This window comes from Limnohabitans sp. MMS-10A-192, assembly GCF_003063335.1.
In the GTDB taxonomy this organism is placed as follows: domain Bacteria; phylum Pseudomonadota; class Gammaproteobacteria; order Burkholderiales; family Burkholderiaceae_C; genus Limnohabitans_A.
Map to the genome: position 1 here is coordinate 260,288 of NZ_NERX01000002.1, position 14,265 is coordinate 274,552.

13 protein-coding genes are annotated in these 14,265 nt (G+C 62.9%); 11 read left to right on the forward strand and 2 right to left on the reverse strand.

What is annotated here, in order from left to right:
• The first annotated feature begins 25 nt into the window (after positions 1–25).
• The 3 genes from B9Z43_RS06030 (at position 26) to B9Z43_RS06040 (ending at position 3,073) form a co-directional block, all read left to right on the forward strand.
• Positions 26–1,120, forward strand: a complete 1,095-nt coding sequence (locus tag B9Z43_RS06030; protein WP_108323732.1) for an aminoglycoside phosphotransferase family protein — start codon at positions 26–28, stop codon at positions 1,118–1,120.
• Between the two features lie 7 nt (positions 1,121–1,127).
• Positions 1,128–1,829 carry a 16S rRNA (uracil(1498)-N(3))-methyltransferase gene (locus B9Z43_RS06035; protein ID WP_108323734.1) on the forward strand — a complete coding sequence of 234 codons (702 nt, stop codon included), beginning with the start codon at positions 1,128–1,130 and terminating at the stop codon, positions 1,827–1,829.
• Positions 1,830–1,894: 65 nt separating this feature from the next.
• Positions 1,895–3,073 (forward strand): MFS transporter, encoded by a 1,179-nt coding sequence (locus B9Z43_RS06040; RefSeq protein ID WP_108323736.1) that lies wholly within the window; start codon positions 1,895–1,897, stop codon positions 3,071–3,073.
• Here B9Z43_RS06040 and B9Z43_RS06045 read toward each other — a convergent pair.
• Both B9Z43_RS06045 and B9Z43_RS06050 read right to left on the reverse strand, forming a co-directional pair.
• On the reverse strand, positions 3,039–3,881 hold the full coding sequence (locus B9Z43_RS06045; protein WP_108323738.1) for an alpha/beta hydrolase: 843 nt from the start codon (positions 3,879–3,881) through the stop codon (positions 3,039–3,041). The genes B9Z43_RS06040 and B9Z43_RS06045 overlap by 35 nt on opposite strands.
• Positions 3,878–5,359, reverse strand: coding sequence for a M20 family metallopeptidase (locus B9Z43_RS06050; RefSeq protein ID WP_108323740.1), 1,482 nt, complete (start codon positions 5,357–5,359; stop codon positions 3,878–3,880). Before B9Z43_RS06050 ends, B9Z43_RS06045 begins: the two co-directional genes overlap by 4 nt.
• Positions 5,360–5,494: 135 nt before the next feature.
• On the opposite strand from B9Z43_RS06050, the gene B9Z43_RS06055 reads away from it, so the two are divergent.
• From B9Z43_RS06055 to B9Z43_RS06090, 8 genes are all read left to right on the forward strand, one after another.
• Positions 5,495–6,235, forward strand: coding sequence for a LytTR family transcriptional regulator (locus B9Z43_RS06055; protein WP_158270077.1), 741 nt, complete (start codon positions 5,495–5,497; stop codon positions 6,233–6,235).
• A 226-nt stretch (positions 6,236–6,461) separates the two neighbouring features.
• Positions 6,462–7,325, forward strand: coding sequence for a xanthine dehydrogenase family protein subunit M (locus B9Z43_RS06060; protein WP_108323744.1), 864 nt, complete (start codon positions 6,462–6,464; stop codon positions 7,323–7,325).
• A 17-nt stretch (positions 7,326–7,342) separates the two neighbouring features.
• Entirely contained in the window at positions 7,343–7,828 is a 486-nt protein-coding gene (locus B9Z43_RS06065; protein ID WP_053169257.1) for a (2Fe-2S)-binding protein, read from the forward strand.
• A gap of 29 nt (positions 7,829–7,857) precedes the next feature.
• On the forward strand, positions 7,858–10,269 hold the full coding sequence (locus tag B9Z43_RS06070; RefSeq protein ID WP_108323746.1) for an aerobic carbon-monoxide dehydrogenase large subunit: 2,412 nt from the start codon (positions 7,858–7,860) through the stop codon (positions 10,267–10,269).
• Positions 10,270–10,281: 12 nt separating this feature from the next.
• Positions 10,282–10,920, forward strand: coding sequence for a CoxG family protein (locus B9Z43_RS06075; protein ID WP_108323748.1), 639 nt, complete (start codon positions 10,282–10,284; stop codon positions 10,918–10,920).
• A gap of 2 nt (positions 10,921–10,922) precedes the next feature.
• A complete protein-coding gene (locus B9Z43_RS06080; protein ID WP_108323750.1) occupies positions 10,923–11,882 on the forward strand; it encodes a MoxR family ATPase in 960 nt (319 codons plus the stop codon).
• A 36-nt stretch (positions 11,883–11,918) separates the two neighbouring features.
• Positions 11,919–13,136, forward strand: coding sequence for a VWA domain-containing protein (locus tag B9Z43_RS06085; RefSeq protein WP_108323752.1), 1,218 nt, complete (start codon positions 11,919–11,921; stop codon positions 13,134–13,136).
• Between the two features lie 24 nt (positions 13,137–13,160).
• Complete coding sequence (locus B9Z43_RS06090) at positions 13,161–14,264, forward strand: XdhC family protein (RefSeq protein WP_158270078.1); 1,104 nt, start codon at positions 13,161–13,163, stop codon at positions 14,262–14,264.
• Position 14,265 lies beyond the last annotated feature (1 nt).

Here is a 14,265-nt window from a genome sequence, read left to right on the forward strand (position 1 = left end):
CTGGCTTTGTAGAATGGGATTATCCATGAGCCACCCTACTTCCTCCCCCGCCGTGACTTCTGAAGTCAGCTGGGCCGATCCGGCCCGTCAAGCCCTGTTCAACAGCTGGATGGTCAGCATCGCACCTGCCCAAGGGCTTTTGCCTGCAACGGTGCGCATCGCCTCGGCCGATGCCAGCTTTCGCCGCTATCTGCGCGTTGACACACTGAGCGGTGACAGCCGCATCGTGATGGACGCGCCACCCGACAAAGAAAATTCGCAACCGTTTGTAAAGATTGCGGCTTTGATGAAGGACGCGGGGCTGCGGGCGCCCGAAGTGCTGGACTGGCACGAGGCCCATGGCTTCATGTTGTTGAACGATCTGGGCAGCGCCACCATGATGTCGGCCATTGACGCCGAACGCCCCCAGGCCAACCACGGCCTGTACATGCAGGCAGTGGACGCGCTGATCCAGTGGCAATTGGCTTCGCGCCCTGGCGTGTTGCCGCCTTATGACCAAGCCTTGCTGAACCGCGAACTGAGCTTGTTCCCCGATTGGTACCTGGCCCAGCACAAAGGCGTGCAGTTGCAAGGTCAGGACAAAGAAACCATGGACAAGGCCTTTGCCTTGATCGTGCAGCGCAACCTGGCCGCGCCCAGCGTGTATGTGCACCGCGACTTCATGCCGCGCAATTTGATGATGCCCCACCAGAGTGAGCAACTCGGTGTGCTGGACTTTCAGGACGCGGTGTATGGCCCCGTCACCTACGACATCGCCAGCCTCATGCGCGACGCCTTCCTGACCTGGGACGAAGACTTTGTGCTCGACATCACCATCCGTTACTGGGAAAAGGCCCGCAAGGCCGGGCTGATGGACTTTGAGGACTGGCACAGTGATTTTGGTGCGTTCTACCGCGCCGTGGAGTGGATGGGTTTGCAGCGTCACCTCAAAGTGGCGGGCATTTTTGCGCGGCTGACCCTGCGCGATGGCAAACCCAAATACCTGGCCGATGCCCCGCGCTTCATCCACTACATCCGCAAGGCCTGCGACCGTTACCGCGAACTGGGCCCACTGCTGAAGGTGATCGATGAGATCGAGGGCACCACGCCCCAGGTCGGTTTTGCTTACGGTCGGATGTGAGACCCTGATGCCCCGTTTTTACTGCCCTGCCCCCCTGCAAACTGGCCTGGCGCTGAGCTTGCCGCCGGGCGCTGCCCGCCATGTGCAGGTGCTGCGCATGCAGCCGGGCGACGTGATCACCTTGTTCAATGGCGAGGGCGGTGAATTCGACGCCACGGTGACCCGCATGGGCCGCAGCGATGTCGAGGTTGAAGTGGGCGTGCACCATCCGATTGAGCGCGAAGCCAGCCGTGCACTCCATTTGCTGGCTGGCATCACCGCCAACGAGCGCATGGATTGGCTGGTTGAAAAAGCCACGGAGCTGGGGGTTGCCAGCATCACGCCCTTGATGGCTGAACGCAGCGTGCTCAAACTCAAGGGCGAACGTGCGGATAAGAAACTGGCCCACTGGCAAGGTGTGGCCGTGGCAGCCGCCGAGCAATGTGGTCGCAATCGGGTGCCCGTGATCCATGCGGCCGTGACCTTGAGTGACTGGCTCAAAAAAGCACCGCCGGGGCAGCGGTGGGTCTTGTCTTTGTCCGAAGGCACGCAGCCTTTGTCGCAGATGCCGACGGACGGACCCGTGACGGTGCTCAGTGGCCCTGAAGGCGGCTTGAGTCCCGCCGAAGAGGCCAGCGCATTGGCTGGCGGCTTTGCGCCGGTCACATTGGGTGCTCGCGTATTGCGCGCAGAAACAGCCCCCCTGGCTGTTTTGGCTGTTTGCGCTTGAGTTGAGCGGCTGCTTGGGATCTTGGTGACAGTCTTTTATAAGCGGTTGACGATACACTCGTCCCCATGAACGCCAACCTCATTCTCCTGACCCTCTGCCAGGGCCTGTTCTTCACGAACAACGTCACCTTCATCGCCATCAATGGCCTTGTGGGTTTGTCCATGGCCCCGTTGGGCTGGATGGCCACCCTGCCGGTCATGGGTTATGTGGTGGGCGGCGCCTTGTCCACAGGCCTGGTGGCCAAGACCCAGTCGCGCTTTGGGCGGCGCATCTCTTTCCAGCTGGGCTTGCTGGTGGCCATCTTGTCTGCCTTGTTGGCCGCTTATGCGGCCTGGAGCCACAATTTCTGGTTGCTGGTGTGCGCCACGGTGATCGCCGGTTACTACAGCGCCAACGGCCAGCTGTACCGCTTTGCCGCAGCTGAACTGTCGGTGGAGAGCTTCCGCGAAAAAGCTGTCTCTCTGGTCATGGCCGGTGGCCTGATCGGCGCCATCGTCGGCCCCAATTTGGCGTCGCGCACCAAGGACATCGTTGCAACGCCATTCATGGGGGCGTACTTGGCGTTGGCCGCTGTGGCCGTCTTGGGGCTGGTGGTGATCAGCTTCATCCGCTTTCCTGCCTTGCCGCCCAAAAAAGCCGGTGACGCGGTGGGGCGCCCTTTGTCCGTCATCATGCGCCAGCCGATCTTCATCGTTGCTGCATCCACAGCGGCATTGAGCTACGGCGTGATGAACCTGCTCATGGCGGCCACGCCCTTGGCCATGCAGGTGTGCGGTTTCGGTTTCAGCGATGCCGCATGGGTGCTGGAGTGGCATGTGATCGGCATGTTCGCGCCGGGGTTTTTCACGGGACACTTGATCAAGCGATTCGGCACCTTGACCATCATGGGGGTGGGCGTGTTGCTCAATTTTGTCTGCATCGCGGTGGCCTTGTCAGGCGTGGAATTGCACCAATTCCTGATCGCCTTGTTCTTGCTGGGTCTGGGCTGGAACTTCCTGTTCACCGGCAGCACCACCTTGGCCATGCGGGCTTGGCGCCCTGAAGAAAAAGACCGCGCTCAGGCGGCCATCAATTTCTGCGTCTTCGCCACCATGGCGGTCACCTCATTCGCGTCTGGTGCGCTGGTCACCACGGGTGGCTGGACCTGGTTGAACGTGGGCTCATTGGTGCCGGTGGCTTTGGCCGGACTGGCCTTGGCTTGGCTCGGCCTCAAGCAGCGAAGCGATCGTCCAGCCAGCGCTTGAGCACCTTGAACACCAGCTGGCGCTGGGTGTCGTTGAAGATCTCGTGGTACATCGGCGCAAAGCAGTGTGAGTGCACCACCGATGCCGGCGCCTTGGCGGCAAAGGCCGCGTTGGCATCCGGGTGCACCAGACGGTCTTGCCCGGCATAGACCAACAAGCTGGGCACTTTCCACTCGGCGGCCAAAGCCACGGTTTTGGGGCCTTCTTTGTAGATCCAGGCCCCCAGCCGGGTCGAGATGCGGTCATGCACCAACGGGTCGAGCGTGTAGCGCTGCACCGTTTGCGCATCGCGGGCGATCAGCTTGGGGTTCAGCCCATTGCCCACGCACAGGTTGGGCCAGTATTTGGGCAAAGTGGCCAGCAACAGTTTTTGCAAAGGGTTGGCCCAGGTGCCCAAAGCGGGTGACGACATGATCACCGCGTCCACATAACGCAGTTGTTCTGCCACGGCGCGGGCCACCACCAGACCGCCCATGCTGTGGCCCAGCAAGATCAAGGGCGCATCGTGGGCGCCATGGCGATCGCGGGTGTCGTCGATGACGGTGGCCAGGTCTTGCAAGAGGCCATCGTCGGTGTGCAGCGTGCCGCGCACGCCGTCAGAGTGGCCGTGGCCCTGGTGGTCGTAACCGCGCACAGCAAAGCCCCATTGCCGCAAATGTTCGGCCACATGCCCGTAGCGCCCCGTGTGTTCGCCCAAACCGTGCACCAGCAGCACCGTGCCCCGGATCGGGCTTGGCGGCAGGGGCCAGTCGTACACGGCCAGTTGACCGGCTTGACCCTGCAAGGCGCTGCGTTTGACGTTTTTCATGGCATGCGGGCGATGACTTCGGCCACAGCAGCGGTGAGCTTTTTGGCATAGGGCACATGCAAAAACTCATTCGGCCCGTGCGCATTGCTCTTGGGGCCCAGCACGCCACAGACCATCATCTGCGCTTTGGGAAAACCTGCGCTGAGCATGTTCATCAGCGGGATCGTGCCGCCTTGCCCGATGTAGCCGACCGAGGCGCCAAAGTGCGCCTGGCTGGCGTGGTTGAGCGCCTGCTCAAACCAAGGCTGCGTGTCGGGCGCGTTCCAGCCGGTGGCGCCGCCCCCGCTTTCAAAGGTCACTTGCGCTTGGTAGGGCGCGTTGTCTTCGAGCAAGGTCTTGAGTTCTTGCACGGCAGTGGCCGCATCGATCAGCGGCGGCAGGCGCAGGCTGAGCTTGAAGGCGGTGTAGGGCCGCAGCACATTGCCCGCGTCCTTGAGCGCCGGGAAGCCGTCGGCCCCGGTCACGCTCAAAGTGGGTGCCCAGGTGCGGTTGAGCAGGGCTTGCACCGGGTCGGTGGTGGTGGGCAAGGCAAAGCTGGTGGAGCCGCCGCAGTCGTAGTGCGCCCACGGGAAGCGTTTGTACAACTCATCGCCCAAAATCGATGCCGTGGCCTGCGCTTGCGCCAGGCGTTCGGCAGGCACTTCGCAGTGAAAGCTCTGCGGCAACAAGCGGCCGGTGGCGCTGTCTTCAAGCCGGTCCAGCACCTGGCGCATGATCCGAAAGCTCGAAGGCACCACGCCGGAGGCATCGCCCGAATGGATGCCTTCGGTCAGGATCTGCACCTTGAGCGTGCCGCTGGCCATGCCGCGCAAACTGGTGGTGAGCCACAGCTGGTCGTAGTTGCCCGCCCCGCTGTCGAGGCAAATCACCAAGCCCACATCGCCCAGGCGCGTGCGCAGCGCATCCACATAAGGCAGCAGGTCGTAAGAGCCCGATTCTTCGCAGGTCTCGATCAGGCCGACGATGCGCGGGTGCGGTGTCTTTTGGCTTTTGAGCGCTTGCAGCGCGGTGATGCTGGCGTACACCGCGTAACCGTCGTCTGCGCCGCCCCGGCCATAGAGCTTGCCGTCTTCGTAGGTGGGCGTCCAAGGCCCCAGATCGTTGCGCCAGCCGGTGAACTCAGGCTGTTTGTCCAGGTGGCCGTACATCAGCACGGTCTGGCCCGAGCCCTCAGCGGCTGAGCGCGTGGCGGCCACTTCAAAAAACAGCACCGGTGTGCGACCGGGCAGCTGGATGATCTCCAGCGTCAAGCCTTCGACCTTTTGCGCCGTCACCCAATCGGCCGCCTGGCGCACCACGGTGTCGATGTGGCCGTGCGAAGCCCAGTCGGTATCAAAGGCGGGCGACTTGGCCGGCACCTCGATGTACTTTTTCAGCTCGGGCAGGATCGATGCGTCCCAGGCCTGCGTCACTTCGCGTAAGGCTTGTGCGCTGTCCAGTTGGCCAGCGGGCATTTCACGGTGCAAGGGGGCGTTCATGGTGGGTCCCAAAAAAGGTCGCAAGAGGGCTGAGCGAAGAAATGACTTTACACCCTGCCTGTACGGCCAAGGGCCCAAATGGGCGGGGGGTGGCAGAATCTGGCCCACTGGGCGCAATGGCCAGGAGGCAAAAAGATGGATCAAAAAACCACGGCGAATCCCAGCTTGTACTTGTTTGAGAAGTTCGAGGCGGGCGTCATACATTTGGACGCGCAGCGCAATGTGCTGGCCATGAACGACTACGCCCGGCGCGTGTTGCCTGTGGAAGAAAAGCAACCCTTTGACAAGCTGGTCACGTCTTTTCATCCCGAGCGCTCCAAGCCCAAAGTGAAGTTCCTTTTGGACGAAGCTTCGGGCTGCCCCATGGCCAATGCGGTGCCGATGACCATGATCATCAACATCCCCGAGCAGGTCTTGTTGATCAAAGTCAGCCGACTCGGAGATGCCCGAGGCGATACCACGGGCTTTGCACTGGTGTTCTACGACGTGACCCAAGTCGTCGGGCAAGAGCAGGCGCCCGCCGAGCCACCCGCAAAAAACATGCGTTTGTCGCGCATCCCGATGGTGGCCGACCAAAAAGTCGCTTTTGTGGACACCGCGGATGTGTTGTCACTCGAATCGCAGGCGCATTACACCCGTGTGCTGACGCGTGAGGGCTACCACTTTTGCAACCTCAGCATTGGGGATTTGGAATTGCGACTCGATCCTGCGCAGTTCATGCGTGTGCACCGCTGCTTCATCGTCAACTTGCAATCGATCCAAGAGCTCGGCCGTGAGGGCAGCAAAACACATGTGTTGCTCAAGGGCAAGAAAACGCAAGCTGTACCGGTTTCGCGTGCCGCGGTGGGGCGCTTGCGTGAGGCCTTGGGTCTGTGACGAGGGCTCTTCTAGGGTAAGTCCCAGTCCCCGTTGGCCCTAGGACATACCCTGATTGCCGGGGCGTGTATGCCGCGTTCTATGCAACTCGTGCCCGCTTTAGAGCGTTTCGTGCAACAAAACACCCCATAAAACGTGAATCTGTCTAAAACCTGACTCATCAGTAGGAAAAGGACTCTCGCCAATACTCGGCTTCTGTTTTTGAAAAAAACCACAGGAGACCTTGATGATTCCACCGCGTTTTGAATACCACGCGCCCAAAACCGTCGGCGAGGCAGTTGCCTTGCTCGGCCAATTGGGCTCCGATGCCAAGCTGCTGGCGGGCGGCCACAGCCTGCTGCCCATGATGAAGCTGCGCTTTGCCCAGCCCGAACACCTGATCGACATCAACCGCATCCCCGAACTCAAGGGCATCCGGGAAGACGGCAACACCGTGGTGATCGGTGCGATGACGGTCGAAAACGAGCTGATCACCTCGCCCATCTTGCAAGCCAAAGTACCTTTGCTGTGCGAAGCGGCCAAGCTGATCGCTGACCCGCAAGTGCGCAATCGCGGCACGATCGGTGGCGACATCGCCCACGGCGACCCCGGCAACGACCACCCTGCACTGTCCATCGTGATCGACGCGTCCTTCGTGCTCGAAGGCCCGAACGGCCGCCGCACCGTGGCCGCCGACGGCTTTTTCCTCGGCACCTACATGACGCTGCTCGAAGAAAACGAAGTCATGTGCGAAATCCGCGTGCCCGCTTTCGCGGCTGGCACCGGCTACGCCTACGAAAAACTCAAGCGCAAGACCGGTGACTGGGCCACAGCCGGTTGCGCTGTGGTCATCCGCAAGTCGGGTGACCAGGTCAGCCATGTGCGCGTGGCCCTGACCAACGTGGCCCCCGCCGCCGTGCGCGTGGAAGCCGCCGAAGCCGCCCTGTTGGGCAAGCCCTTCAACGCCGCCAACGTGCAAGCTGCCGTCGAAGCCGCTATTGCCGCGTGCGACCCCGCCGAAGACCTGCGTGGCGACATCGAATACAAGACCGCCATGGCTGGCGAGATGGTCAAGCGCGCCCTGAACAAAGCCTGGTCGCGCTGCGCTTAAAGCAAAAGGAAATCAACATGTCCAAAAAACTCGTCACCGTTTCCGTCAATGGCAAGAAAGAAGAAAAAGCCGTTGAGCCACGCACCCTGCTGATCCATTTCTTGCGCGAAGAACTCAACCTGACCGGCGCGCACATTGGCTGCGAAACCAGCCACTGCGGTGCCTGCACCGTGGACATCGACGGCCAATCGGTCAAGTCCTGCACTCACCTGGCGGTGCAGTGCGACGGCTCCGAAGTGCTGACAGTCGAAGGCCTGGCCAACAAAGGCGTGCTGCACGCTGTGCAAGAAGGCTTTTACAAAGAGCACGGCTTGCAGTGCGGTTTCTGCACCCCCGGCATGCTGATGCGTGCCTACCGCTTCTTGCAAGAAAACCCCAACCCCAGCGAAGACGAAATTCGCCACGGCATGGCCGGCAACCTGTGCCGCTGCACCGGTTACCAGAACATCGTCAAAGCCGTCCAGTACGCCGCCAAAAAACTGCAAGAGCCCGTTGCGGCTTGATGCGACAAACCATTTGATCGGAGACACACATGAACGCACCGGTACAAACCGCTGAAGCCCGCGAACTCGCGCTGGCAGGCATGGGCGCATCGCGCCTGCGCAAGGAAGACGCCCGTTTCATCCAGGGCAAGGGCAATTACGTTGACGACATCAAGATGCCCGGCATGCTGCACATGGACATCGTCCGCAGCCCCATCGCCCATGGCCGCATCGTCAAGATCAACAAAGAAGCTGCGCTCGCCATCCCTGGCGTGCACGCCGTGCTGACCGCTGACGACCTGAAGCCTCTGAAACTGCACTGGATGCCCACCCTGGCGGGTGACGTGGCCGCCGTGCTGGCCGACGAGAAGGTCCACTTCCAAATGCAGGAAGTGGCCATCGTCATCGCCGACGACCGCTACATCGCCGCCGACGCGGTCGAAGCCGTCGAGATCGAATACGAAGAGCTGCCCGTGGTGCTCGACCCCTATGCCGCTTTGCAACCCGGCGCGCCCGTGATTCGTGACGACTTGGCCGGCAAGACCGAAGGTGCCCACGGCAAGCGTGACCACCACAACCACATCTTCACCTGGGATGCCGGTGACAAGTCGGCCGCCGATGCCGCTTTTGCCAACGCCGAAATCACCGTGTCGCAGCACATGCACTACCCCCGCGTGCACCCCTGCCCGCTGGAGACTTGCGGCTGCGTGGCCTCCTTCGACCCGATCAAGGGCGACCTGACCACCTTCATCACCTCGCAAGCTCCCCACGTGGTGCGCACCGTGGTGTCCATGCTCTCGGGCATTCCCGAATCCAAAGTGCGCATCGTCAGCCCCGACATCGGTGGCGGCTTTGGCAACAAGGTCGGCATTTACCCCGGCTATGTCTGCGCCATCGTGGCCTCCATCGTGCTGGGCCGCCCCGTCAAGTGGGTGGAAGACCGCATCGAAAACATCTCGTCCACCGCCTTCGCCCGTGACTACCACATGGACGGCGAACTGGCCGCCACAGCCGACGGCAAGATCACCGGCCTGCGTGTGAACGTGGTGGCCGACCATGGTGCGTTTGACGCCTGTGCCGACCCGACCAAGTTCCCTGCGGGCATGTTCCACATCGTGTCGGGCTCGTATGACATCCCCGCCGCACATGCGAGCGTCAAGGGCGTCTACACCAACAAGGCCCCCGGTGGCGTGGCTTACCGCTGTTCCTTCCGTGTGACCGAAGCGGTGTACCTGATCGAGCGCATGGTCGACGTGCTGGCCCAAAAGCTGGGCATGGACAAGGCCGAGATCCGCGCCAAGAACTTCGTCAAGAAAGAGCAGTTCCCCTACACCAGCGCCTTCGGTTTTGAATACGACTCGGGCGACTACCAGACGGCACTCGACAAAGTGCTCGAAGCCGTGGACTACAAAGGCCTGCGTGCCGAGCAAGCGGCCAAACGCGCCGACCCCAACAGCCCCACCTTGATGGGTATTGGCCTCGTCACCTTCACCGAGGTGGTCGGTGCCGGTCCTTCCAAGATGTGCGACATCTTGGGTGTGGGCATGTTCGACTCCTGCGAAATCCGCATCCACCCCACCGGCAGCGCCATCGCCCGCATGGGCACGATCACGCAAGGTCAGGGCCACCAAACCACCTATGCGCAGATCATCGCGACCGAGCTGGGTATTCCGTCTGAAGTGATTCAGGTCGAAGAAGGCGACACATCCACTGCGCCTTACGGCCTGGGCACTTACGGTTCGCGCTCTACGCCTGTGGCCGGTGCTGCGATTGCTCTGGCTGCCCGCAAGATCCACGCGAAGGCTCGCAAGATCGCCGCCCACATGCTTGAAGTCAATGAAAACGACCTCGACTGGGAAGTGGACCGCTTCAAGGTCAAGGGCGACGACAGCAAGTTCAAAACCATGGCCGATGTGGCATGGCAGGCCTACCACCAGCCACCAGATGGCTTGGAGCCAGGCTTGGAGGCCGTGCACTACTACGACCCACCGAACTTCACCTTCCCCTTCGGCATTTACCTGTGCGTGGTGGACATCGACCGTGCGACCGGTGAGACCAAAATCCGCCGCTTCTATGCGCTGGACGACTGCGGCACCCGCATCAACCCGATGATCATCGACGGCCAGATCCACGGTGGTCTGACCGAAGGTTTTGCCGTGGCCATGGGCCAGCAAATGCCGTTTGATGCGCAGGGCAACTTGCTGGGCAACACGCTGATGGACTACTTCTTGCCCACCTTCGTGGAAACCCCGCACTGGGAAACCGACCACACCGTGACGCCTTCGCCGCATCACCCCCTGGGTGCCAAGGGCGTGGCCGAGTCGCCTCACGTCGGCTCGATCCCCACCTTCACCTCGGCCGTGGTCGATGCCTTCTCTCACCTGGGTGTCACGCACCTGGACATGCCGCACAACGCTTTCCGCACCTGGAAAGCGCTGCGCGAGCATGGGGCTAATTTGTAATCAGGAAAGAAAATGGAAGTCAAACTCGACAAACAATACCCGCTTGATGTGGACGCGGCACGGGCCTGGGCCCTGCTGACCGATCTGAAAGCCACGGCCAACTGCATGCCCGGTGCCGAAATCACCGAGCAGCTGTCCGAGACCTCGTTCAAGGGCGGCGTCAAGGTCAAGGTCGGCCCGGCTGTGGCGCAATTCGGCGGCACCGTGGACGTGATCGAAGCCGTGGCGGCCGAGCGCAAGATGGTCTTGCGCGGCAAGGGCGCTGACAAGGGCGGCTCGTCCGCCTCGATGGACCTGACCGCGATCATCACCGCCGACCCGGCCAATCCAGCGCATTGCGTGCTGAACGGCCAGGCTGCGGTGATCGTGAACGGCAAGTTCGCGCAGTTCGGCGGCCGCATGATGGTGCAGGTGTCCGACATGCTGCTGGCGCAGTTTGTCGAGAACTTCCGCCAGACCGCGCTCACCTTGCCTGCGGCCGAAGGCTCGCCCGCTGTGGCTGTTGCACCGGCTGCTGCATCAGCTGGCGAGGCTGCAGCACCTGCCGCTGCGCCCAAGGCACCCGTGGTGGCCCGCGAGATCAACGGCCTGGCCATCTTCTGGGCGCTGGTCAAGAGCTGGTTCGGCGGCCTGCTGGGCAAGAAGGCCTGAGCATGACGACGCCAGACCAACCCGGACAACCCGCAGCTGAGGAGCGCTTGCTGCGCGAGCGGCTGCAGCGTGCGGGCTATCTGGCCGATGCGGACCTGGCCACCACCGTGTGGCTGGCGTCCGCCTTGCAGCGCCCGCTCTTGCTCGAAGGCGACGCGGGCGTGGGCAAAACCGCGCTGGCCACGGCGCTGGCCCAATCGCAAGGCGCGACTCTGGTGCGCTTGCAATGCTTTGAAGGCCTGGACCTGGCGCAAGCCGCTTACGAGTGGAACTACGGCCGCCAGTTGATGGCGATCCGCATGAGCGAATCTGGCCAAGATGGCACTGGCCGGGTGCGCGAGTCGGATGTGTTCAGCCGCGACTACCTGCTGGAGCGTCCCTTGCTGCGCGCCATCAGCCAGTCAGGCCCTTGCGTGCTGCTGATCGACGAGATCGACCGCGCCGACGAAGCCTTTGAAGCCTTCTTGCTCGAAGTGTTGGCCGAATACCAGATCACCGTGCCCGAGATCGGCACCATCCGCGCCACGCACATTCCGCAGGTCATTTTGACCAGCAACGGCACGCGCGAGTTGTCGGACGCGCTGCGCCGCCGCTGCCTGTACCACTACCTCGATTACCCGACGCTGGCGAGAGAGATCGCCATCGTCAAAACCGCCTTGCCCGAGGTCGACACCCGGCTGGTCGAAGACGCTGTGCAGTTCGTGCAGCGCCTGCGCCGCGAAGACTTGGCCAAGATCCCTGGCATCGCCGAAACCCTGGACTGGGTGAACGCCCTGTTTCAGATGCGTCACCACAGCTTGCCCGAAGACATGTCGGCCGTGCTGGGCACCTTTGGCTGCCTGCTCAAGACCCGCGAAGACCGCTTTGTGATGGGCGCTGACCGCCTGCGCCAACTGGTCGAAGGCCGCCGCACGGTAGGTGTGGCTGAAAACGCCAACGAGCAGGCCAAGGCGACGGCATGACCGCCGTCAGTTTGAGCGCCGAATGTTGAATGTGGCATGCACGAACGCCACATAACCCTCCCTGCCGGCGCGTCTGCCCAGAGCGCCACCGCGCCCTCTGAGCGTCTGGCGGGTTTTGCTGCGTTGCTGCGCGACCATGGCCTGACGGTGGGCGTGGCCGAGCAGCAAGCCATGTTGCAAGCGGCTCAGTTGTTTGGCCCGCTGCACGAGCGCCCTTTGCAAGCCGCCTGGCGTGCGATTGCCTGCCACAGCCACCGCGAATGGCAGCTGTGGGCCGATGTGTACGAGCGCTTTTGGCACCCCGAAAAACTGCGCGGCGGCGTCAAGGTCAGCGGCCAGACCCGGCCCAGCCGCAACCTGCGCCAAAGCGTGCAAGCGCTGCACGACCAGATGGATGCAGCGCAACAACCGAACACCCAAGCCAACGGCCAGCAGGCCGCGCCCCAAACAGCCGCTGACTCGGCATCGAGCCAGCTGGATGAACAAGACAACGGCACGCCCCGCGCCCAAGGCGGTGCCAGCCGCACCGAAGCCCTGCACCAGCGCGACGGCCAGATGTGGATGCCGCAAGAGCTGAGCGCCCTGCAACAACTGGCGCGCCAGATCACCGCCAAACTGCAGCCCCACCCCACCCGCCGCTGGCGCGTGGCCCCGCGTGGGCAGCGGCTGGATTTGCGCCAGACCCTGCGCCGCAGCGTGGCTTGGGGTGGCGAGCTGATGCAACCAGCCTGGAAAGTCAAACGTGTGGAGCCGCCGCGCCTGTTCATCCTGGCCGATGTGAGCCGCTCGATGGAATCACACGCCGCGCTGTTCTTGCGCGTGGCTCGTGCCTTTGCCCTCGAGGCCGATGCCCGTGTGTTTGTGTTCCACACCCGCTTGGCCGAAGTCACGCCCTACATGCACCGCGACACGCCCGCCATTCAGGAAAAAGTCAACGCCGTCACCGCAGGCTTTGGCGGTGGCACGCGCATCGCCGCCAGCCTGCAAGAGTTTGCCCGCCAGCATGCCCGCGCCCAGCTCAACCGGGGCGCACGCGTGTGGGTGTTCTCGGACGGTTTTGACACCGACGGGCCGGATCTGCTCGATGCCGCCTTGCAGGAAGTGCGCGCACGCGGTGCCCGCATCACCTGGTTTCATCCCACGCGCCAGGTGCCCGCAGCGGGTGCCTTACAGCGTGCCCGCCACCGCATCGAACGCTTTGTGCCGCTGGCCAGCCTGGCCGATCTGGCCGCTGCCCGACACGTTTTGCATTGAATTTGAGCCATGAAGGAGCACCCCATGAACCGCAATGAATGGATCACCCAAGCCGCCCGCCTGCAAAGCGCCGACCAGCCCTTTGCCTTGGTCACGGTCTTGAGCGCACAAGCCCCCACCTCGGGCAAGGCGGGTGACAAAGCGGTCGTCACGCCCGACGGTCAAATCCACGGCTGGATCGGCGGCGGCTGCGCCCAACCGGCTGTCATCAAGACCGTGCGCCGCGCCTTGCTGGACGGCCAGCCGCGCAAGATCCGCATCGCCCCATCGGATGAAAGCGCCGAGCGCGATTTGGGCGATGTGCTCGAATTCGGCATGGCCTGCCACTCGGGTGGCACACTCGAACTGTTCATCGACCCGGTCATGCCCAGCGCCACCTTGACGGTGGTGGGCGATTCGCCCGTAGCCCGTGCGCTGGTGGGCCTGGCCCCGCGTGTGGGCTTGCGCGTGGCGGTGGTGGCGCAGGGTGCGCAGGCGGCCGATTTCCCCGATGCCGACACGGTGCTGGACAGCGACGACGCGGCCGGCGTCATCGTCCGTTTGTCATCGCCCTTTGTGGTGGTGGCCACGCAAGGCCGCCGCGATCTGCAGGGCCTCAAAGCCGCCTTGGCTTTGCAGCCCCAAGGCCTGTGGTTTGTGGCCAGTGCCCGCAAGGCCAGTGTCTTGCTCGATTCGCTGGTGGCCAGCGGCGAAGACCCTGCGGCTGTGGCCCGCATCGTGGCGCCCGCTGGCGAGTTCATCGGTGCGCAAACGCCCGAAGAAATTGCTTTGTCTGTGCTGACCTCTGTGGTGGCGGCGCGGCGTGGGCGTGAGCCCATGGTGCCTGCAGCTCAGGCAGCTTTGTCGGCGTCCATGGCTTCTTCAGCGTCTTCTACAACTCAGTCATCTGTTGCAGCTTCTGCGGCTGAGTCGTCAACATGCTGCTCGACAACTGCAGCCAGCGATTCCAAGGAGGCCGCAAGCGCCAAGACCCTCGCGCCGGTGGCTGCCAGCAGCTGCTGCGGTGGAGCCAAGAAGGCCGCAGCCACAGCGTCCGACGCTGTCGCCGTCCCGGCCTTGACAGCCGAGCCGAAAGTCGCGCTGACCACTGTGGCAGCATCGGCCAAATCATCTTGCTGTGGAGGCTGAA